General features: G+C 61.0%; 21 protein-coding genes and 1 tRNA gene. 11 read left to right on the forward strand and 11 right to left on the reverse strand.

Annotated elements, in window-relative coordinates:
• The 5 genes from J7J55_00250 to rpsF form a co-directional block, all read right to left on the reverse strand.
• Positions 1-880 (reverse strand): DEAD/DEAH box helicase (locus J7J55_00250; GenBank protein MCD6141149.1); only part of this gene is annotated, 880 nt, incomplete at its 3' end.
• Positions 864-1,823: a ribonuclease H-like domain-containing protein gene (locus J7J55_00255; protein ID MCD6141150.1), complete on the reverse strand. Its 960-nt coding sequence runs from the start codon at positions 1,821-1,823 to the stop codon at positions 864-866. The genes J7J55_00250 and J7J55_00255, both read right to left, overlap by 17 nt.
• A 26-nt stretch (positions 1,824-1,849) precedes the next feature.
• Positions 1,850-2,065: a 30S ribosomal protein S18 gene (locus J7J55_00260; GenBank protein MCD6141151.1), complete on the reverse strand. Its 216-nt coding sequence runs from the start codon at positions 2,063-2,065 to the stop codon at positions 1,850-1,852.
• Between the two features lie 2 nt (positions 2,066-2,067).
• Complete coding sequence (locus tag J7J55_00265; GenBank protein ID MCD6141152.1) at positions 2,068-2,490, reverse strand: single-stranded DNA-binding protein; 423 nt, start codon at positions 2,488-2,490, stop codon at positions 2,068-2,070.
• Positions 2,491-2,492: 2 nt separating this feature from the next.
• Positions 2,493-2,786 carry a 30S ribosomal protein S6 gene (rpsF, locus tag J7J55_00270; GenBank protein ID MCD6141153.1) on the reverse strand — a complete coding sequence of 98 codons (294 nt, stop codon included), beginning with the start codon at positions 2,784-2,786 and terminating at the stop codon, positions 2,493-2,495.
• Positions 2,787-2,998: 212 nt separating this feature from the next.
• Between rpsF and J7J55_00275 the strand changes: the two genes are divergently transcribed.
• From J7J55_00275 to J7J55_00285, 3 genes are all read left to right on the forward strand, one after another.
• Entirely contained in the window at positions 2,999-3,322 is a 324-nt protein-coding gene (locus J7J55_00275) for an HU family DNA-binding protein (protein MCD6141154.1), read from the forward strand.
• Between the two features lie 204 nt (positions 3,323-3,526).
• Positions 3,527-5,608: an acetate--CoA ligase family protein gene (locus J7J55_00280; GenBank protein ID MCD6141155.1), complete on the forward strand. Its 2,082-nt coding sequence runs from the start codon at positions 3,527-3,529 to the stop codon at positions 5,606-5,608.
• Positions 5,609-6,059: 451 nt separating this feature from the next.
• Positions 6,060-6,143 (forward strand) — tRNA-Leu (locus J7J55_00285).
• A gap of 29 nt (positions 6,144-6,172) precedes the next feature.
• Here the strand turns inward: J7J55_00285 and J7J55_00290 are convergent.
• Positions 6,173-6,694, reverse strand: coding sequence for an NTPase (locus tag J7J55_00290; protein MCD6141156.1), 522 nt, complete (start codon positions 6,692-6,694; stop codon positions 6,173-6,175).
• Between the two features lie 28 nt (positions 6,695-6,722).
• On the opposite strand from J7J55_00290, the gene J7J55_00295 reads away from it, so the two are divergent.
• Positions 6,723-7,949, forward strand: a complete 1,227-nt coding sequence (locus tag J7J55_00295; protein MCD6141157.1) for a DNA polymerase IV — start codon at positions 6,723-6,725, stop codon at positions 7,947-7,949.
• Positions 7,946-9,055 (forward strand): hypothetical protein, encoded by a 1,110-nt coding sequence (locus tag J7J55_00300; GenBank protein ID MCD6141158.1) that lies wholly within the window; start codon positions 7,946-7,948, stop codon positions 9,053-9,055. Before J7J55_00295 ends, J7J55_00300 begins: the two co-directional genes overlap by 4 nt.
• Here the strand turns inward: J7J55_00300 and J7J55_00305 are convergent.
• Positions 9,050-9,682, reverse strand: coding sequence for an NUDIX hydrolase (locus tag J7J55_00305; GenBank protein MCD6141159.1), 633 nt, complete (start codon positions 9,680-9,682; stop codon positions 9,050-9,052). The two genes, J7J55_00300 and J7J55_00305, sit on opposite strands and share 6 nt — an antisense overlap.
• 170 nt (positions 9,683-9,852) lie before the next feature.
• On the opposite strand from J7J55_00305, the gene J7J55_00310 reads away from it, so the two are divergent.
• The 6 genes from J7J55_00310 (at position 9,853) to J7J55_00335 (ending at position 15,847) form a co-directional block, all read left to right on the forward strand.
• Complete coding sequence (locus J7J55_00310; protein ID MCD6141160.1) at positions 9,853-10,812, forward strand: LacI family DNA-binding transcriptional regulator; 960 nt, start codon at positions 9,853-9,855, stop codon at positions 10,810-10,812.
• Between the two features lie 100 nt (positions 10,813-10,912).
• Entirely contained in the window at positions 10,913-12,076 is a 1,164-nt protein-coding gene (locus J7J55_00315) for a sugar ABC transporter substrate-binding protein (protein MCD6141161.1), read from the forward strand.
• Positions 12,077-12,167: 91 nt separating this feature from the next.
• Positions 12,168-13,148 carry an ABC transporter permease gene (locus tag J7J55_00320; protein ID MCD6141162.1) on the forward strand — a complete coding sequence of 327 codons (981 nt, stop codon included), beginning with the start codon at positions 12,168-12,170 and terminating at the stop codon, positions 13,146-13,148.
• Positions 13,149-13,163: 15 nt separating this feature from the next.
• Positions 13,164-13,907 (forward strand): sugar ABC transporter ATP-binding protein, encoded by a 744-nt coding sequence (locus J7J55_00325; protein ID MCD6141163.1) that lies wholly within the window; start codon positions 13,164-13,166, stop codon positions 13,905-13,907.
• A gap of 16 nt (positions 13,908-13,923) precedes the next feature.
• Positions 13,924-14,841, forward strand: coding sequence for a carbohydrate kinase (locus J7J55_00330; GenBank protein MCD6141164.1), 918 nt, complete (start codon positions 13,924-13,926; stop codon positions 14,839-14,841).
• A gap of 193 nt (positions 14,842-15,034) precedes the next feature.
• Positions 15,035-15,847, forward strand: coding sequence for a hypothetical protein (locus J7J55_00335; protein MCD6141165.1), 813 nt, complete (start codon positions 15,035-15,037; stop codon positions 15,845-15,847).
• Here J7J55_00335 and J7J55_00340 read toward each other — a convergent pair.
• From J7J55_00340 to J7J55_00355, 4 genes are all read right to left on the reverse strand, one after another.
• Positions 15,833-16,561 carry a hypothetical protein gene (locus J7J55_00340; protein ID MCD6141166.1) on the reverse strand — a complete coding sequence of 243 codons (729 nt, stop codon included), beginning with the start codon at positions 16,559-16,561 and terminating at the stop codon, positions 15,833-15,835. The two genes, J7J55_00335 and J7J55_00340, sit on opposite strands and share 15 nt — an antisense overlap.
• Positions 16,558-17,211, reverse strand: a complete 654-nt coding sequence (locus J7J55_00345) for a dynamin family protein (protein ID MCD6141167.1) — start codon at positions 17,209-17,211, stop codon at positions 16,558-16,560. The genes J7J55_00340 and J7J55_00345 overlap by 4 nt, the downstream gene beginning before the upstream one ends.
• A 162-nt stretch (positions 17,212-17,373) precedes the next feature.
• Entirely contained in the window at positions 17,374-18,417 is a 1,044-nt protein-coding gene (locus tag J7J55_00350) for a flippase-like domain-containing protein (GenBank protein ID MCD6141168.1), read from the reverse strand.
• A gap of 32 nt (positions 18,418-18,449) precedes the next feature.
• On the reverse strand, positions 18,450-18,801 hold a 352-nt coding region (locus tag J7J55_00355; protein ID MCD6141169.1), incomplete at its 5' end, for a TOBE domain-containing protein.

Genomic DNA, 18,801 nt, shown 5'->3' on the forward strand with positions numbered 1-18,801 from the left:
CGAGCTCGGCCTGGGCGCGGGAGCGGGTGAAACAGATCGTCTGGATCCCCTGGGAGGTGATCGTTGCGAGGAGGCGCGCCGCCTGGAGGTAGAGGGGAACGTCGGGATCGACGAGCCCGTCCCAGAACACGATCGTCCTCTCCCCCCTCCCGGCGGCGGATTCGGTGATCGCTACCGCGTCGCGTCCGGTGAGGAGGCGGGCGTACTCGGTCGGGTTGGCGATCGAGGCCGAGGAGAGGATCACCTGGGGATGAGCCCCGTAATGCTCGAGGATCCGGTACAACCGACGCAGGAGGAGCGCGACGTTCGCCCCGAACACCCCGCGGTAGGTGTGTGCCTCGTCGATCACGATGAACCGCAGGTTACGGAAGAACCGGGCCCATTGGTGGTGCCAGGGGAGATAGTGGTGGAGGGCGTGGGGGTTGGTGAGGACGATCCGCGCGTGGGCCTTGATCCGTCCCCGGCTTCCGGTCGGGGTGTCTCCGTCGTAGGTGGCGGGGTGAAGCTCGAGCCCGCAGCCGCGCTCCAGGGCACGGAGCTTGCCGAGCTGGTCGTTGGCGAGCGCCTTGAGCGGGTAGATGTACAGGGCGCACGCGTCTTCATCCACGATCATCCGCTCGAGGATCGGGATGTTGAACGCGAGCGTCTTCCCGGACGCGGTCGGAGTCGTGATGATCACGTCCTTCCCCTCCCGCAGTGCGCTGATCGCCTCCCCCTGGTGGTGATACAGGGTGATCCCGCGTGCGTCGAGGTACGCGCGGAGGCGGGGGTGAAGCGCGAGCGTCGCCGGTCGGGCCCTCTCCGCCGGGACTCGCGCCACGTGGGCGATCTGCCCCCGGTACCAGGGGGTCCTCCTTATCCGGTCAACGATCCCGTTCATCGGCGAGGAAATGGGAGTAGAGGAGGGCGAGGGTCTCCACGTCCTGGCGGTTGTGCGCGATCACCGGGAGGATTGGGGCCGGATCTCCGGTCGCCAGGTAGTCCTCGTAGCAGCGGGGAACCTCCTCGCTCGGGACGTCGCCCTTCCGCGCGATCCCGAGCACCCCTTGCTCGACCGTCTCCAGTCGAGCGTCGGGGAGGGCACCCCGAAACCGGCGGCGGGCGTGGGGGAGGAGATCGAGGTGGAGGGGATCGGGCGGGAAAGGAAGCGAATAGAACGCGAGTCGGGCGCGGGTCGTCGTCCAGTCGAACGCCTTCCCGTTGTAGGTGATGAGAAACAGGCAATCTGAGAGTTCATCCCTGATCGCCTCGAGCAGCCCGAGCTCCTCCTCCATCCCCCGCGCGAAGTACTGGGTGATCGCGATCTCACCCGCGGAGGTCGGGCGGCCGAGCCCGGCGAGGAAGATCGGTGACCCGTACAGGCCGAGGGTCTCCAGGTCGAAGAAGCAGATGCGGGGGAGCGGAGCGAGCCCGGGGAGGATAAGAAAGAGGGGGTGAGAGGCAGGGAGCCAGTAGGACATCGTCGTGTAGACGCGATGGAGGTCGGGTGGGTCACCCCAATGCTCGAGGAGCGACTGCGCCGCTGCGCTCCAGCGGGGATGGGAAAGGAGGTCCCCGATCGTACCGTATCCGTCTTCGGTCAATCTCTCCGCGCTCGCCCGGCCGATCCCGTAGAGGAGGCGAAGCTCGGAGAGGACAGCGCTTATCGCCTCATCCGCCGCTGGAAGTGCAATCCGCACCGGAGCGCGGGACTCAATCCGGTAGCATGTCCCGCTCGCGCTGCGATGTACATCCCCCGGCACCCGGGATTCAAGCGGCGCCGAATGAACGGACCGCCGCGCGCGGTCGGTCAACCACCCCACGATCCGATCGATGTCCGCCATACCGTTTGCGGGATCGGACGAGGAGGTTATTTCTCGGCGGTGTAGGGAAGGAGAGCGAGCTTGCGCGCCCGGTCGATCTCACGCGCCAGTTGGCGTTGGTGCTTGGCGCACAGGTGGGTCGCCCGCTTGGGGAGGATCTTCCCCACCCGGTTCATGTACTGCTTCAGTTCTTCCGGACGCTTGTAATCGAGTTCGATCTTGCGCTCACATACACGGCATACACGTCTTCTCTTGTAGAACATACCTAAAACGGAACCTCCTCATCTGTTCCCTTGTCTCCACTGTCTTCCGCCGCTTCCGGAGGGGGCGTAACCGCTCCCGGCTCGGTGCTGCGGGGGCCGCCGAGGAACTGGACGTTGTTCGCCACGACCTCAACCACCTTCTTCCTCTCGCCGTCGGCGTTCTCGAACGAGTCGATCCGCAGTCTCCCCTCGACTGCGACCGATCTCCCCTTGGATAGGTAGTTGGCGCAGTTCTCCGCCTGCGTCCCCCACGCGACGATCGGAACGAACGTCGTCTCCTCCTGCAGCTGGCCGGAGGCGTCCTTGTACTGGCGGTTTATCGCGATCGAGAACCGCACCCGCGCTGTTCCGCCCGCGGTGTAGCGAAGCTCCGGGTCAGAGGTCAGGTTCCCGATCAGGATCACCTTGTTCAGGCTGGCACTCATCCCTACCTCTTCTTCGTCCGGCAGACGATCTGATAGCGGAGGAGATCTTCGTCGATGTTCAGCCGCTCCTCCACCGCGGCTACCGACTCCGGAGGGAGGCGAAAGTTGATCAGCCCGTAATACCCCTCGGAATAGTGCTTTATCTCGTACGCCAGTACCCGCTTACCCCAATCGTCCATGTCCTCGACCTCACCGTTGTGGTCGGTGATCAGGCTTTGAATGCGCGCAACCTTCTCCGCCCGCTCCTCGTCGGAGAGGTCGGGTTTAATGACGTAAACAATCTCGTATTCTCTCACACTTGCACCTCACTATCGATGTCCAGGTGGTAACTTTACTCGGGAAGCGGCAGGAAGTCAAATCGATGAAAGTGCTGATCTGTTGGGGATAAAATTTGTTTCGTCCCCATCGCTTCGGCCCCCCTTTCGGCGGGAATGCCCTTCTCCTCTTGACATCGGGCTCTTCGATAATTATAATGGAGGAAATCTTCTAGAAGAAAGGGGGTGACAGGGTGAACAAAGGAGAGTTCGTAGACAAGCTGGCGGCCAAGACCGGTTTTACGAAGAAGGATGCGCGTAAGGCACTGGATGCGATGATCGAACTGATCACCGACGCGCTGGCTTCTAACGAGGAGGTCCTTCTGACCGGATTCGGTAAGTTCGAGGCCAGGGCCCGGAAAGAATCCAAGCGGATCAATCCTCAGACCCAGAAGCGAATCACTGTCCCGAAGAAAGTTGTGCCGGCCTTTAAGCCAGGGAAGAACCTGAAGGATATCGTCGCCAAGAAGCTGAAGGCCGTCAAGGTCGGGTCTGAGCTTAAAGTGAAGAAAGGGTAGGACGGCCCGGCTCCGTGCCTACCTGCCGTTTTGGGCGGGCAACGGACCGAGGAAGGTTGTAGAACCTTCAAAAACGGCAGTTCACAACTCGTAAAGCAAGTAGGAATGCTTGCTTTCCAGTGTGGCTGTCGTTTTGTTTTATGCCGCCTCGCGAATCCCGGGGCAGGGGCGTATCATTTCCCCAACAGCTCCTTCGGAGGAAAGATGAAGCCACGTCGAGATATCCGTTCGCTCCTTCGCCCGCGTGCAGTGGCGATCGTCGGAGCAAGCCCGCGGCCCGGTTCCGTCGGAGGGGAGATCCTGCGGAACGTCGTACGGAACGGGTACAAGGGCGATGTCTATCCCGTCAATCCGAAATACGCAGAGATCGATGGAATGCGGTGTTACGCCTCTGTGCGCGATCTGTCCGGCCCGGTCGACCTCGCGGTGATCGCGGTGCGGCGCGATCTGGCGGTTCGGGTGGTCGATGAATGCGGAAACGCCAAGATCCCGAATGTCGTCATGATCACCGCCGGATTCAAGGAATCGGGGCCGGCTGGGGCGAAGCTCGAGGAGGAGCTGCGCAAGACCGCGGATCAGTACGGGATCAACCTGATCGGCCCGAACTGCATGGGGATCATCAACAGCTCTCCGGACGTGTCGCTGAACGCCTCCTTTTCCCGGTTCTTCCCGCAACCGGGCGAAGTGGCGTTCATCTCCCAGAGCGGTTCCCTGGGGGAGACCTTTCTGGAGTTCTTCGAGCGGATGGGGATCGGGGTGTCGGTGTTCGTCAACCTCGGGAACCGGGCCGGCCTGACCGAGAACGACATCCTCGCCGGGATCGCCGATGATCCCGGCATCCGTACGATCCTCTTCTACCTGGAGAGCTTCTCCGACCCCAGAGGCCTACGGGAGCTGGTGGAGGAAATCGGAAGCGAGAAGAGGATCCTGATGCTGAAGGCGGGGCGAACGCGCGCCGGAGCGGCCGCCGCCGCCTCCCACACCGGGGCGCTCGCCACCCCGGATGCGGTGGTCGATGCGTTCCTGCGCCAGAGCGGGATCATCCGTGTGTTATCCATCGAGGAAGTGCTCATCGCCCTGCGGGCTCTCCGCCATCCCACCCTCCCGCATGGCAATCGGGTTGCGATCCTCACCAATGCCGGCGGGGCCGGGATCCTCGCCGCCGACGCGTGCGAACGGGTAGGGCTGAGCGTCCCCCGGTTCTCGGACGGGGTGCGCCGCGCACTAGCGGAGTTCCTCCCGCCGGAGGCGAGCACCGGGAATCCGGTCGACATGATCGCCACCGCCGGGGCCGATGACTACTCCCGTGCCCTTGCCGTCACCCTCGCGGAGGCGGACGCCGCTCTCGTCATCTTCCGTCCCCCCCTCGTCCTCACCGGAGGAGTGGAGGAAGTGGCAGAAGGGATAATCGCGCAGAGGCGGGAAAAGCCGATCGTGGCGTGTACCTTGAGCGAGAGCCCGGCGGCACAGCCGTTCCGGGACGCCCTCACCCGCGCCGGGATCCCGGTCTACACCATGCCCGACGCAGGGGTGCGGGCGCTCGCCTTCCTCCACCGCGCCAGGAAGCAAGGGCCGGCATACCAGCCGGACCCGTTTGTTCCGGACCGGGCGCGTGCTGCCCGTGCCGTTGCCGCCGCGAAATCAGCCGGGCACCGTACCCTATCGTTCTCCCAAGGGGCGGAAGTCCTCACCGCATATGGGATCCCGGTCTGTCCGTACGCCTACGCGGATGAAGCCGGGATAGACGAATTCATCGATCAGGTCGGATTCCCCATCGTGGCGAAGATCGACGCTCCCGGACTCCTGCACCGGTTCGAGCGTGGAGCGGTTATCACCGGGATCACCGATCGGGACGCACTCGACCGGGCGATCGAGGCGCTCACGCGGATCATGCAGGAGGAGGGGCTTCGCGGGAGAGTCCTCCTCCAGCCGATGCTCGCCGGACGGGAGCTGATCTTCGGAATGGAGCGCGATCCCTTGTTCGGGCCGGTGCTGATGTTCGGGGTGGGGGGAACGCTCGTTGAGGCGCTGCATGACGTGGCATTCGGGGTCGCTCCGGTCTCGCCCGAGCAAGCCGAGGGGATGATCCGCTCGATCCGTGCCTTCCCGCTTCTCGGGCCGTTCCGGGGGCAACCGCCGATCGCCATCTTCCCCCTCGCCCGGTTTATCCACCGGCTGGGACGGCTCGGGCTCGATCATCCGGAGATCGCGGAAGTGGACGTCAACCCGTTCATCGCCGGAGAGAGCAGCGCGGCGGTGGATATCTTGATCAAACTCGGGGAATAAAAAAGGAGGGAAGAGGGGAGCCCGGTTTCCCTCGCCCATACCGAATCGAACGGCAGCCCATCGAGTGGGAAAGTACACTGCCAAGGAGGTCAAACAGTGCACCTGAACCACACCCGCTTGGGTTGTAAGCCCAAGTTAGGCCGACACCTCGTCGCGGACTCGCCGACTCTTTACATCTTACGGCGTAAGCTCCCCTTGTTGTTTGGTGGTGACTGGCTTAGCCCCGGTTGAAGGGCCGGAAAATCTTATAAAACGGGCGCCACCAGCGCCCATCATCACCACAAGCTAACCGGTGCGCATTATAACACCATGCTAGCGTTTGTCAAGTACGGCGATACAAACCGTATAATCCTCTTCAGAATAGGATTTTCTCCCTCTAACCGCGCATTATTCCCGAGAAACAACGTCGGGATTGATTACCTCCCCGCCCTCCACTAAAATCATCCCACACGCCAGAGTGGCGGAATTGGCAGACGCGCGGGACTCAAAATCCCGTGGCCTTCGGGTCGTGTGGGTTCGACTCCCACCTCTGGCACAAAAAGCGCTGGTTGATCCCCATCTTGCTCATCCGATGAACTCGTTGACGATCTGATCGACAAGGGCGTCGCGGTTGCTCAGCTTCACCCGGAACAGCTTCAGTTCACGGCGCACCCGGTGAACGAGCGGGTGATCGAGATGGGCGTGGGTGGAGACGATGAGCGACTTCCCGCTTGCCAACGCACGCTCGACAGTCGGGATGAACCGGGGAGAGGCGATCTCCATCGGGGCGAGCTCGTCGATCACCACCAACTCCCGCTCGGCTAACGCGCGCTCGATCGCCGCGATCCCGATTGCCTCCAAATCCTTCAGGTTAACAGTGTAGCGTCCGACCTTCGGCCCGCCCCGGACGTGGAGGTGGGCGAGGACCCCCTCGGCCCCGGTCGCTAAGTCGATCACGGAGAAACCGACCCGGTGACCGCACTTCCTGATCTCCTTTGTGACCATCCCCCCATAGGAGAGCGGGACGCGGGTAAGGACCCGTTCGATCAGGGTCGTCTTCCCCACCCCCGGCCGGCCGGTCAGAGCGATGCGCGTCTTGATAGTCATGCCGCTCGATTCTATCCTCTTTCCCGCGATGGAAAAAGATGCGCGCAAGATCGGGCACCTCGACATGGACGCGTTCTACGCCGCGGTGGAGCAACTCGACAACCCCGCCTACCGGGGCAAGCCGGTGATCGTCGGCGGGCTCGGTCCGCGCGGGGTGGTATCAACCGCATCGTACGAGGCGCGGGAGTTCGGGGTGAAAAGTGCAATGCCGATGGCGAAAGCGCGCAAGCTCTGCCCGCACGCGATCTTCCTCCCGCCCCGCTTTCCCCGCTACAAGGAGATCTCCGACCACGTCCGCGCCATCATCCGCGACTACACCCCGATCATCGAACCGATCTCGCTCGACGAGGCGTTCTTCGACCTGACCGGTTCCGAACGGGTGGTCGGTCCGGCGGAGGAAATCCTAAGATCGATCAAGTCCCGGGTGCGGGAGGAGACCGGGCTCACCTGTTCGGTCGGGCTTGCCCCGAACCGGTTCCTGGCGAAGATCGCCTCTGAGCTGGAGAAACCGGACGGGCTTGTGATCATCACCCCGGACCGGGTGCAGGAGGTCCTCGATCCCCTTCCGGTCGAGCGGATCTTCGGGGTGGGAAAGGTCACGGCACGGAGGCTGCACGGCCTCGGGATCGACACGATCCGTGCGCTACGGGAGGCACCGATCGAGCTCCTCGTGCGCGAGTTCGGGAAGTACGGCCGGGTCCTGTACCACCTCGCGCGGGGGGAGGATGACACTCCAGTCCGGCCGGAGCGAGAGGCAAAGTCGGTCTCCCGCGAGGTCACGTTCCCGCACGACGTCTACGAGCGGGAGGAGATAGAGCGAATCGTGCGGCGGATGGCGCGTGAGGTGGCGGGGCAGCTGCGGCGGGACGGCCTGTTGGGAAAGACCGTCCGGATCAAGGTGCGGTTTCCCGACTTTCGCACGATAACCCGCCAGGCACGGATGGAGGCCCCGACCGACTCCACCTACCTGATCGAGGAGACGGCGATCGGGCTCCTGCGTCGCCGGGTTGAGCTGTCCGGGGAAGGAGTGCGCCTCCTCGGGGTCGGGGTGGGGAACCTCACCGCAGGGAAGGCACGCCAACTCCCCCTGTTCACGACCGATGAGACCCTCGATCGGACGATCGATCGGCTCCAGAACACGTTCGGGACGAGGGCCGTGCAGCGGGACGGACATCCCTCACCCGTAAACGGGAAGGAGACGGTAGCGGGGAAGGGCGGGAGCGGGTATCCTGAGTCCGGAGGTGAGGCGGAGTGAAGCGCTACATCGTCGGTTTCGCGGTCCTGTCACTATTCTCCCTTGTTGGGTTCGGAATGCCGCTCTGCAATTACCACGCCCCGGTGAGCGACCTGTCCAACCTGGGAATGAGCTTTTCCTATCACTACTACAACGATCCCTATGGCCTGCACGACCAGGACATCAACGCCGGCAGTTTTCAGGTCCATTACACCCGCATCTACGACTCTCCGGACTTCGGGTACGACTTCGCCGCGAAGAACGATATGACGATCTCGGTCCTTTCCCTATCCACGTACAACGTGAACGCCGACGGGAGTGTGAAGCGCTACCTCTCCCCTGATCGCGACTTCTTCGGGTTCGCCGGGGTGTGCGGAAAGACCGCATCGAACTACGAGACGATTGGGATCTCGGTGAACCTTGGACTGGGGTACGGAAGGTTTGCGAACGTCACTCCGCTCGCCAAGGCAATAGAGATCGACTCCTATCTGGTTGCGCGGGGGAGTTTGGCCGATCACCTCTCTGACATCGACCTTCAGGCCCTCGCCCATGAGATCGACAACGCCTCCACCTATCCCACCACCGCCGACCTCCTCTCCGCATTGCAGGAGATCGTGGAGGGGAGCGGCTTGGTGAAGGAGGGAGGGCTCGACGCCCTCGACATCTCGGAGATGGGGAACATCGTCAGGGACAACACCCATTCCCGCTACTGCGGTGGAGAGGCGAAGCTCGGGTTGAGCTACGAGATCCTCGACCCGATGGGAGGGGCAAACGACCTGTTCGCTACCGCCTCGTTCAACTACGCGTTCACCGCCACCCCGCGGGCCCAGTTTCTCATTCAAGGGAGCATCACCGGCCCGCTCGACATCGTGAAAGAGCACGAGCTCTCCGTCGCGGCGAGCTACGACTACCTAATCTCCGATTTCCTCAGTTTTTCCGGAAGTTACACCTTCGTGCAGGAGGCGCGCCTCGGTGAGGTGGACGATTCGCACAAGATCACCATCAACCTCGATTTCACTCCGATTCGGACCGCCCGCATCACCCTGGAAATGATGTTTGAACACGAGCCGTACTACCTCGAATGGAGCCAGGAGGTCCGCCTGAGCATCGGGACGGATCTCCTATAGAGAAGAGAGCACAGCCCGCATCAGGGAATCGCTCACCAGCTCCTTAGCCTCCTCGAGCGGGAAGAACCGCGCTTCCGCGATCTCATCCGGATCCGGATTCGGGGCTCCATCGATCGTGATCCGGTAGAAGACCATGATCCAATGGAGGCGGCTGATCTCGCCGAGTTTGGCCCGCACGTCGACCAGTTCATCGATCGATGCTTCGACCCGCAGCTCCTCCCGCACCTCGCGCACGAGCCCGGCGGCCGGGGATTCCCCGAACCGGACGAACCCGCCGGGGAGCGACCACCGCCCCTCGGTGAGCCCCCGGCTTCCCTTGACCAAAAGGACGTTTCCATCCTGGATCGCGATCCCCTCGACCACCACCCGCGGCATCGATGCGTGCACTGCTGCGCGGACAAGCGGTGTCGCCGCGTTCGTGCTGGCCAACTCATCCTTGCTCGGCCACTCGTGCGGAAACCGTGGAAGTTGCGGAGTGGCGAACATCACCGGCGGATCGGTCGCCAATGGGGCGATCTCCTCGATCGGGAATGGGATCTCATCCCTCGCGGGAAGCCCGAAGGTACCACCGCGGTTTACGAGGAAGACCCTCCCATCAGTCTCGATGTAGTAGCGCATGTGCGTCATTGTACTCAAAGGGACAATTGGAACAAGCACGAAAGCAAATCCTGTTGCTATCTCAATTTCCCGCTTAGGGCTTGACAAACCAGCCGTTTCGTGGTATCTTTCTAAACGGTTAGACTAAACGTTTAGAAATGGCAACGATAAAGGATGTGGCGAAAAAAGCAGGAGTATCGGTGGCGACAGTTTCGTACGTGATCAACGGAACAAGGAACGTCGCTCCGGAGACAGCGGCGCGGGTGCGGGCGGCGATGGAGGAGTTGAGTTATCACCCCAATGCAGTCGCCCAGTCACTGCGTACTCGCACCACTCATGTGATCGGCGCGGTCATCTCCGACATCAGCAACCCGTTCTTCGCCACGTTGATCCGAGGAGCAGAAGATTGCGCTCGGGAGAACGGGTACAGCCTCCTCATCTGCAACACAAGCGAAAAGTTGGAGAACGAACTCGTCTACCTACAGCTTCTCTCCCGCAAGCGCGTGGACGGGATGATCATTGCCCCGACCGGAAAGAACGACGGCCTGATCAAGGATCTGATCGCACGGGGAATGCAGATCGTGTTCATCGACCGAAAGGTGGAAGGGGTGGCTGCCCCGGCCGTCCTGTCGGAGAACGAGGAGGGGGCGTATCAAGCGACCCGCTATCTGATCGAGCAAGGGCATCGCAAAATCGGGATCGTCCTCGGACTTCCCCACGTTTCCACCACCACCGAGCGGTTGCACGGGTATGAACGCGCTCTTGCCGAGGCGGGAATCGCCGCAGATCCGTCCCTCATCGTATATGGTCATTCGCAAGTGGAAGGAGCACGGAAAGCATCCGTAACGCTGCTCGACAGAGCGGATCGTCCGAGCGCGGTCTTCGCCACCAACAACCTGATGACGATCGGGCTGATGATGGCCATCCACGAGCTTGAGCTCCACTGCCCGCAAGACGTGTCGGTGATCGGGTTTGACGATTTCGATTGGGCAGCGGCGTTCAACCCCCCGCTCACAACCGTTGCCCAAGATCCTTACCTAATCGGAGAAAGGGCAGTAGAGATCCTCTTTGCAAACTTAAACCAGCATAACCGCTCCACAGTCGAGGTGAGGATTCCAACCCGCTTCTTACGACGTGGATCTGTAAATACTATCCCATGATTCTGATTAAGGGGAGGTGATATATGACTGGAAGCGAATTTACCGGGCGAAGGGGAAAGAACAAAGAGACAGCAGGCAGCGAAAATAAGGAGGTCTAGAGATGAAGAGAATCTTGTCCGTAACATTGATTCTGGTGGCGTTGCTTACACTGATGGTGGGAACGAGCTACGCCGATGAAAGCACTAAGACATTGTACGTCAACGGGCATCCAATGTTCCTCGGACTTGCCGCCCACTCGGTCCGCAACGTTTGGGAAGACCTGTACGTCAAGGCGTTCAACTGGTACTGCGCCGATTTGGGGATCCGTTCCACCTGGACGGAAGCGGGGTACGACACCGCTACCCAGATCACCCAGGCCAAGCGCCTGATCGACATGGGGATCGACGGGCTCATCATTTCCCCGTGGGATGTGAAGGCGCTGCGTGTGGTGATGGACTACGCGAAGGAACATAACGTTCCCGTGATCTGCACCAACACGGTCGTCGACAGCAGCTATCCCCTGATGTTCGTCGGGTTTGGGCAGAAACAGGCTGGCGCGCAACTCGCTCAGAAGATCGTAGAGTACCTGCGGGATAAGGTTGAGCCGATCGGTGAAGTGAAGGGAACCGTGCTCGAACTCTCCTCAGGTCCGGGAACCTCCGAAGACATAATGCGCGGGGGTGGGTTCCATGACGTGATCGATCAGTACCCCGACGTCAAAGTGATCACCCAGGTAGCCACATCGGACCGGGCAAAGGCGAAGACCGTCACTCTGAACGTGCTCCGCAGTGGAACAAAGATCGACGCTGTATTCGCTCAGAATGGGTCGATGGCCCTGGGTGCAGATGAAGCACTCAAGGATGCACCTGGAATCACTCCCAAGGACGTGTTCATCGCCACCGTCGATGCCTTCCCGCAGATCTGCGATGAGATCGGCGCTGGGAACATCGATGTCGCTGTGGACCAGACTCCCGCGTTCTACAACCCGATCGCCGTCTACTACATGGTTCAATACCTAGAGAAGGGTCCGTCCGCGCTGCCCAAGTTTGGAGAGACGATCACCGCCGACCAATTGCAGCCTTATCTCGACACGGGAGTAAAGCACATGGGCCTTGATCCGTGGAAGGTACCGATGTGGGCACCGGCTCAAATTCGTCATATGACCGAGTTCAGCAGTGACATCACACACGACTACATCTGGTTCCAGACGAATGCGGTCGTGGTGACCAAAGACAACTACAACAGCCCGCTTCTGTGGGGGAACTTCCCGCTTCCTGGTTGGTAGAGGAGGTCAACGCCCAACGGCGTGACTGCAGCCCGGGCCATCGGGTCGACGCCGACCCGATGGCCCGATTGAAGCTAAAGGTGAGGTTGAGATGAAGCCACAAGTAAACACGCGTGTAAAGGTCCTCATAGTCGATAACTTCATCTGGTTCATAAACGCCGGCCTTTACATCCTGTTCATAATCTTGAATCCACGGGGCTTTTTGACGATTCACAATGTAGAGTTCATCCTGTATGTAAGCTCGATGCTCGGCTTTCTCGTCCTTGGCGAAGCGCTTGCGATGATCACCGGCGGGATGGACCTCTCTCTCGCCCAAAACGCGGGGTTGTCAGCGATGGTCGGTGGTTTTATTCTCGGAGTGATGGCGCCAAGCCTCCCAGGATGGCTGGGGGTCATCATCGTCTTAATTGCCGGGACGGCGTTCGGGGCGGTGAACGGGTTGCTGGTGGGGAAGCTCAAGTATAATCCGTTCCTTGCCACCTTAGGGACGTTCATCGTGTTCGACTGGGCAACGTTCTGGATCCGCCGGGGGGCGATCGTAAACCTTCCCGCTTCATTCCTTGCTCCGGGGAGCGGAACGATAGGGGGAGTGCACATCGCCATCTTCTTGTTCCTCTTCATGGCGTTGCTCCTCCACCTGATGCTGCGCTACACGCAATTTGGGGTATCCGTCTATGCTGTCGGCGACAACCCAAAAGCGGCGATGATGATGGGGATCAACGTGGGGAAGGTCCTGTTCGGAGTATTCACCTTGGGTGGCCTTCTCGCTGGTTTTTCCGGACTCATTTACCTCGGTTACATTGGTGCGGTCACCTCACTAATCGCCCAGAACAAGATATTTGAGGCGTTTGCCGGTGCGGTCCTCGGCGGGGTGAGCTTGCGCGGCGGACGCGGCTCGATCATGGGAGCGCTGGGGGGAGTCATCCTTCTCGGAATCCTTGACGCCGGCCTCACCATGCTTAACGTGTCGCCGGAGATTCGGGGGGTGTTGACCGGATTCGTCCTCCTCGTGGCGGTGATGATCAACATGGCCATCAGTCGTCTGCGTGACCGCATCCTGATGCCACACTAGGAACGGAGGTTAAAAGTGAACGAGAAAATGCCGCTTTTGCGTACGGAGAGCCTTCACAAATGGTACGGCAAGATCCATGCTCTGCGCGGGGTGAATATCGAGGTATACTCCGGCGAGGTCCTTGCGCTGGTCGGGGACAACGGAGCAGGGAAGTCGACGTTTGTTAAGATCATCTCCGGGGTGGAGAGGAAGACCTCTGGCAAAATATTTTGGAAAGGGAAGGAGACCGAGATCACCTCGATCGAGCAGGCACGCAACCTGGGAATCGAAACAGTATACCAGGAGCAGGCTCTTGCCCCTCAGCTTACAGTCTTACAGAACATATTCCTCGGCCGGCCGTGGACTAAGTTTGGCCCGCTCAAGGTGCTGGACAACAAGAAGATGGCTCAGGCAGCCCGGCGAGTGATCGACGAGCTCGGACTGAACATACAGGTGGACCAAGAAGTGCGGTTCTGTTCCGGAGGGGAGCAACAGGGTGTAGCAGTGGCCCGTGCATTGTTGTTCAAGGCGGGATTGGTGATTCTCGATGAACCAACCCGGGCTTTGTCCGCCACAGGGGTAGAGAGGATCCTCGAGTTTATCCGCGGGTTAAAGCGACAGGGGATAGCAGTGATCATCGTCTCGCACGTCTTCCCCCAGATCTTTCCGGTGACAGATCGGTTCATAATACTATCGCGTGGAGAAGTGATCGCGGAAAAGAGAGCCGAGGAGACATCCTCCGAGGACTTGACGCGTATCGTCATCGAAAAAACCGCTTGAAAAGGACTTAAGAGCTGTGATCCTTGTTATCGGAGAAGCGCTGATCGATTTCTTCCCCGCTTCCTGTGGGAAAGAAGAGGGTTACATCCCCCGGCCTGGTGGCTCGCCGCACAATGTGGCAATCGGCCTCGGGCGCCTTGGGGTGCCGGTCGGATTCGTCGGCCGGCTCTCGCGGGATTGGTTCGGCCGCTTGTTGCGGAAGAGCTTCGAGAGCAGCGGGGTCGACCTCCGCTACCTGATGGAAGGCGATGAACCGACCGCTCTCTCGTTCATCCACCTCGGCGGTGCGGAACCGGAGTTCTCGTTTTACGGGACCAAGACAGCCGACTGTATGCTCACCACCTTCCCCACCCCTCTTCCGAGCGAGGTGCGGGCAATCCACGTCGGCTCACTTGCCATGGTGCGAGAACCGATTGGAACGGCCATTACCGCGTTTCTATCTCGGGAACATGGCAAGAGGATCATATCGTTTGACCCGAACGTCCGCCCGAACCAGATCAGCGATCGGGACGCGTATCTCGCCCGATTCAACCGGTGGTTGCAGCTAAGCGACATTGTCAAGGCGAGCAGATCCGACCTTGCCTATCTGTATCCCAACGAAGATGAGAAAGCCGTGACGGCGCGCTGGCTGGAAAGCGGGGTGCGGCTTGTGGTCATCACCCACGGCGCGACCGGAGCGACCGGATATGTCGGCCGCGAGGTGGTGAAGGTTGAAGGAGAGCGAATCACGGCGGTGGATACCGTCGGAGCCGGGGATGCGTTCACCTCCGGCCTCCTTGCCTGGCTGCACGAGCACAACCGCCTGTTACCTGAGCGCCTGACAGGCATCCCAACGGAGGAGCTTCACGCCGCACTCAAGTGGGCCAGCCGAGTGGCGGCGATCACCTGCGCCCGCCGCGGAGCCGATCCCCCTCACCGATCTGAGCTCATCTAATCGCACGAAAGCTTTTCTCATCGGCTCTTCTTTCCCCACCGCTCGCGGCCTACCGCTGCGCTTGTATGAGCCAGCTTCGCTTGCATCGGTTGAATGCCGCGCTACAATCATTCACGGCGATGAAGTCCGCCGGCAAGTGCTGCGTCAGCAGTTGATGACTTCTACCCAAACTTGTGCACAAAGGAGGGTAGAAATGATCTACGACTCGTCGCTTGCCGCCATGCGCCGGGATATCACGCGGAGCGATCTGCGGTTCAATCTTCTTCGCATCTGCGCCCGAGCCCCGCGGATGATCCATCAACTGATCCATGCCCCGGATTATCCCGGGATCGAGAAGACCTTGTTTTCCCTGCAATCGGAGATCAACGTGACGGTCGAGATCGGGGAGTGCCGCAATCGCGAGCTTCTGACGATCGTCGATCGGGTACAGGATCCATGGAACGCCAAGATGCAGACGAATCTGTCGCGCACAACGATCCTCCCGTTTCTGATCGCCCCGGAGTTCGCCTATGCCGAGCCAAAGGCGTACGAGGCCTACCTGCGGGCGTGGTTTGCGCTCCCGGCGGTGCAGGATGATCTGGGCGAAGGAGCTGAATTGCTGTTTGCGCTCTTTCTTGCATTTCCCGAGATTGCGCCGCGTGCAGTATATGTCGCCGCCCCGCGGGAAGAACTCCCGGACGAGCCGCTCGGAGACGACGGCGGAAAGCGCCTGTTCGGATGGTATAGGATCGCCGATCTTCCTGTTTCCCCCGCCCCGCGACCACTCGGGGCCTTACTGGGGGGAATCCACCGTCGCCCTCTTCCTGCCGGCGCTGCCCTATTGAAGAAAATCGGAATAGAACGGCACCTGCGTGGAATCTCGCGGTTCGTCCTTCCCCGCCGCTTTCGTCACCCGGCTGCGGCGATTCCCCAGGAGTTCGAGGTGGAACCGCTGCGCGGCCCGGAACTCCTCGATGGGAGGATAAGACCGATCCCGCTCGAGGCGGTCGCCTCAGTCGCGCACTAGCAACCGATCAAACCGCATCCCTCCGAACCGCCACAACGCCTCGCGCCAGGCGGCTGACTCCGCCGGAGTCACCGGCTCTGGGACGTCGTAGCGCTGCTTGCGCTGCAGCTCCTGCAGGCGATGGAGAAGGTCCTTCAGGCGACGGGCCTGCTCCTCGATGAGGTAGTCCCGTACCTCTCGATTCGCCTGTGCCAGCGTCAGCTTGAAGTGGGGGATGCACAGCCCGTCCGAATGGGAGAGTGCCTCGCGCCACTTTGGATCGGCCAGGGTGGTGGCGAGGAAGTAGGCGTACCGCTCCTCGGCCTGGTGGCGGTAGCGGCAGAGGGGACAGTCCTGTTCCGGCCTCGGGTGTGCGATTTCACCCAGGAATTCCCGCGTCACCGTCTCGTACAGCCGGGCGACTCCGCTCGGGGTGACGAGCTGACGGGATTCGGTCACCTGCTGGATCAGGGTTGCGTGTTCGGAGCATACCCCGCCTGCCGCCGCGAACTTGGCGTGGATCTCCGGGTCCCCGGTAAATTCGTACAGGAGCGTCCAAACCCAATGCTCCTCGCTCTCCCGCACCAACCTACACAGGGGGCATCCTTCCTGCTCCAATTTCTCCCGCAGGTGATAAGTGAACAGGGCCGAGGAACTCGACGCCGCATCGGGGTGGATGAGGCGGGAGAGCCATCCCTGCTCGGTCGGTTTTCCGCGTCGGAACGGGTTTTTCATCCCGCTGCCTTGATCAGACGCTCTTTTACCGCGAGCACCTGCGCCTTGATCCGTTCCAACCGGGAGATCTCCTTGCTGACATCGCCGGCCTCCTCTCGCTTGCGGGCAGCATCGCACTGGGGGAGGAACGACAGGGTGGTTGACGTGTTATGGCGGAACGTGGAGCCGATCCCGGGAGTATCGATCAGTACTACTCCGCGGGCGAGGATCGACGCGGGATGAGCCACCTCGACGCGCGCGACCCCGCGGCGGTTCTCCGGGTTCTCCTTCTCCGTGACATAGCGGGCGAGGAACGCGCGCAGCTCCTCCGAGGCACACTCCTCCGGAGCGCGCCCGTCTTCGAAATACACCGTTGCCTTACGCTTCTCTCCCCACGCAATGTAAGTGGGAATGGCGGTAAGGGGAAGGACCGAGGTAGGGAGGATCTCCTCGCCCAGGAGCGCGTTCAATAGGGTGCTCTTCCCGCGCTTGAACTGGCCGAGGACCGCGAGCTGGAACCGTCTTTCACGCACTCTCTCCCCAAGGTCGTTGAGCTGACCGACGATCGGGGAAAACCCGCCTTCCAGCGAAGCGAGCGCTTGTACCAACTCGTCAATCAGCACAGAGGGTTCGCTCTTCTCTTCCGTCCGTTCGCTCAGCATGCCTTTCATTGGCTCCTCCTGATCACGCCGGAGGTGCAAAATAAAGTGCGCCCCGTTCGGCGAGACTCGTAGGAGTCATCAGCCTTACATGAGGCGCTCCGGATGGACTCCATCATCCATCCCGTCCACTTGCGGACGGCAAGATCAGTTTATCCCATGTTTCGCGGGGTTTCAAGGATCGGAGGACTCTTTCCCCTTTCGCTTGAACGTCCCGATCCCGCGGTTGAACAAGTACATCAGTCCGATCGCAACAAAGATAAGCTCGAAGAACTTGAACATCAGCGAGTACGTCACCGCTCCTCCTTTCCCGATCTCCGGGGCGACGAGGTGAAAGATTCCGATCATCGCCATCTCTCCCGTCCCCATCCCGCCGGGAGTGATCCAGAGGAAGAAGGAGAGGATGATGTTCAGCGTAAACAGGAGCGAGAGCTGGGCGAAGTTGAATACGATGTGGTCGGAGTAATAAAAAAAGACCTGCGGTCTGATGTAGGAAAAGAAGGTGGCGATCACTTGGAAGGCGAACGCCAAGAGCGTCCCGCGCCAGTGACGGGTGAACGCGTTGTAGATCTCGTCCTCCGTCTCCGCGACCTTGTCCGCCGCACGGTTTATCCCGTTCTTGAACCGGGGGAGGATGTGACGAATCAGTCTGATCGCGCGGCTGATCCACTTGAAATTCCCGGCGAAGTCGATTATTCCGATGATTATAAACACGAGGATGAGCCCGACCCCGGCAACAACGATGTGCTTTTGGTCCGGGGCGATCTGCGGGGAGAGGACGGCGTAGACCACCCCGATCAGGATGAACAACAGGAGGCTCACTCCACCGAGGAATCGCTCGACCACGATCGTGGCCACGATCCGGGTGGCAGGGGCATCGGTGCGATGGACGACCATCGCCGCGCGGATCGGTTCTCCGCCGAAGTAGAGGGACGGGGTGACGTAGCTGATCGCGTACCCGGTCAGGCGTGAGCCGACGACGCTGCGAAACCGGAGGTCAACCCCGTACGCCCGCAGGATCACCCACCAGCTGAGGATCCACGCCGCTATCGCCAGGACGACGTCCCCGAAGACCGCTGCTGCTCCTATGATCCCGAGCGCGTTGATCTGGGAGAGGACGTTTCGCCATCCCACGTAATAAAGGACCCCTCCGAGGAGCCCAACCCCAACCACGATGGAAAGGGTGTAGCTCAACCCCTTTCTGAGCGGCTTTTTCATGGGGAAATCCTAGCACATCCATGATGGTGTTATCAACTCAACTCGTTACCCGCGGGGAAGACGAATATCCGATCTGGAGGGAGATGAAAGGTGAGCCGAGCCCCGGGTTGTACCGACTCTTCCCACTCCGGGATCCGCGCCCGCACGATCCCAATCGGGGTAGAGGCGATGATCACCCGCGCGTCGCCGTGGTACTCGCTCTCCACGACCTCGACCGGTAGGGGGTTCTCCCCCGGCCCGAGGCGCACGTCTTCCTCGCGCACGATTACCTCCACCTCTGTCCCTGTCGGGATCTCTTCGCGCGGGGGCGCGATCCGGAGGGGATGACCATTGACAATGACCGACTCCCCAGAGGAGATCCTCCCCAGGAATTGGCTCCCCCGC

The sequence above is a fragment of the Candidatus Bipolaricaulota bacterium genome (genome assembly GCA_021159055.1).
Lineage (GTDB): Bacteria > Bipolaricaulota > Bipolaricaulia > UBA7950 > UBA9294 > S016-54.

Coding starts and splice junctions, on each gene's coding strand:
- J7J55_00255 (MCD6141150.1), bottom strand. CDS start 1,823: ATGGCGGACATCGATCGGATCGTGGGGTGGTTGACCGACCGCGCGCGG.
- J7J55_00260 (MCD6141151.1), bottom strand. CDS start 2,065: ATGTTCTACAAGAGAAGACGTGTATGCCGTGTATGTGAGCGCAAGATC.
- J7J55_00265 (MCD6141152.1), bottom strand. CDS start 2,490: ATGAGTGCCAGCCTGAACAAGGTGATCCTGATCGGGAACCTGACCTCT.
- J7J55_00280 (MCD6141155.1), top strand. CDS start 3,527: ATGAAGCCACGTCGAGATATCCGTTCGCTCCTTCGCCCGCGTGCAGTG.
- J7J55_00290 (MCD6141156.1), bottom strand. CDS start 6,694: ATGACTATCAAGACGCGCATCGCTCTGACCGGCCGGCCGGGGGTGGGG.
- J7J55_00295 (MCD6141157.1), top strand. CDS start 6,723: ATGGAAAAAGATGCGCGCAAGATCGGGCACCTCGACATGGACGCGTTC.
- J7J55_00305 (MCD6141159.1), bottom strand. CDS start 9,682: ATGACGCACATGCGCTACTACATCGAGACTGATGGGAGGGTCTTCCTC.
- J7J55_00315 (MCD6141161.1), top strand. CDS start 10,913: ATGAAGAGAATCTTGTCCGTAACATTGATTCTGGTGGCGTTGCTTACA.
- J7J55_00320 (MCD6141162.1), top strand. CDS start 12,168: ATGAAGCCACAAGTAAACACGCGTGTAAAGGTCCTCATAGTCGATAAC.
- J7J55_00335 (MCD6141165.1), top strand. CDS start 15,035: ATGATCTACGACTCGTCGCTTGCCGCCATGCGCCGGGATATCACGCGG.
- J7J55_00340 (MCD6141166.1), bottom strand. CDS start 16,561: ATGAAAAACCCGTTCCGACGCGGAAAACCGACCGAGCAGGGATGGCTC.
- J7J55_00345 (MCD6141167.1), bottom strand. CDS start 17,211: ATGAAAGGCATGCTGAGCGAACGGACGGAAGAGAAGAGCGAACCCTCT.
- J7J55_00350 (MCD6141168.1), bottom strand. CDS start 18,417: ATGAAAAAGCCGCTCAGAAAGGGGTTGAGCTACACCCTTTCCATCGTG.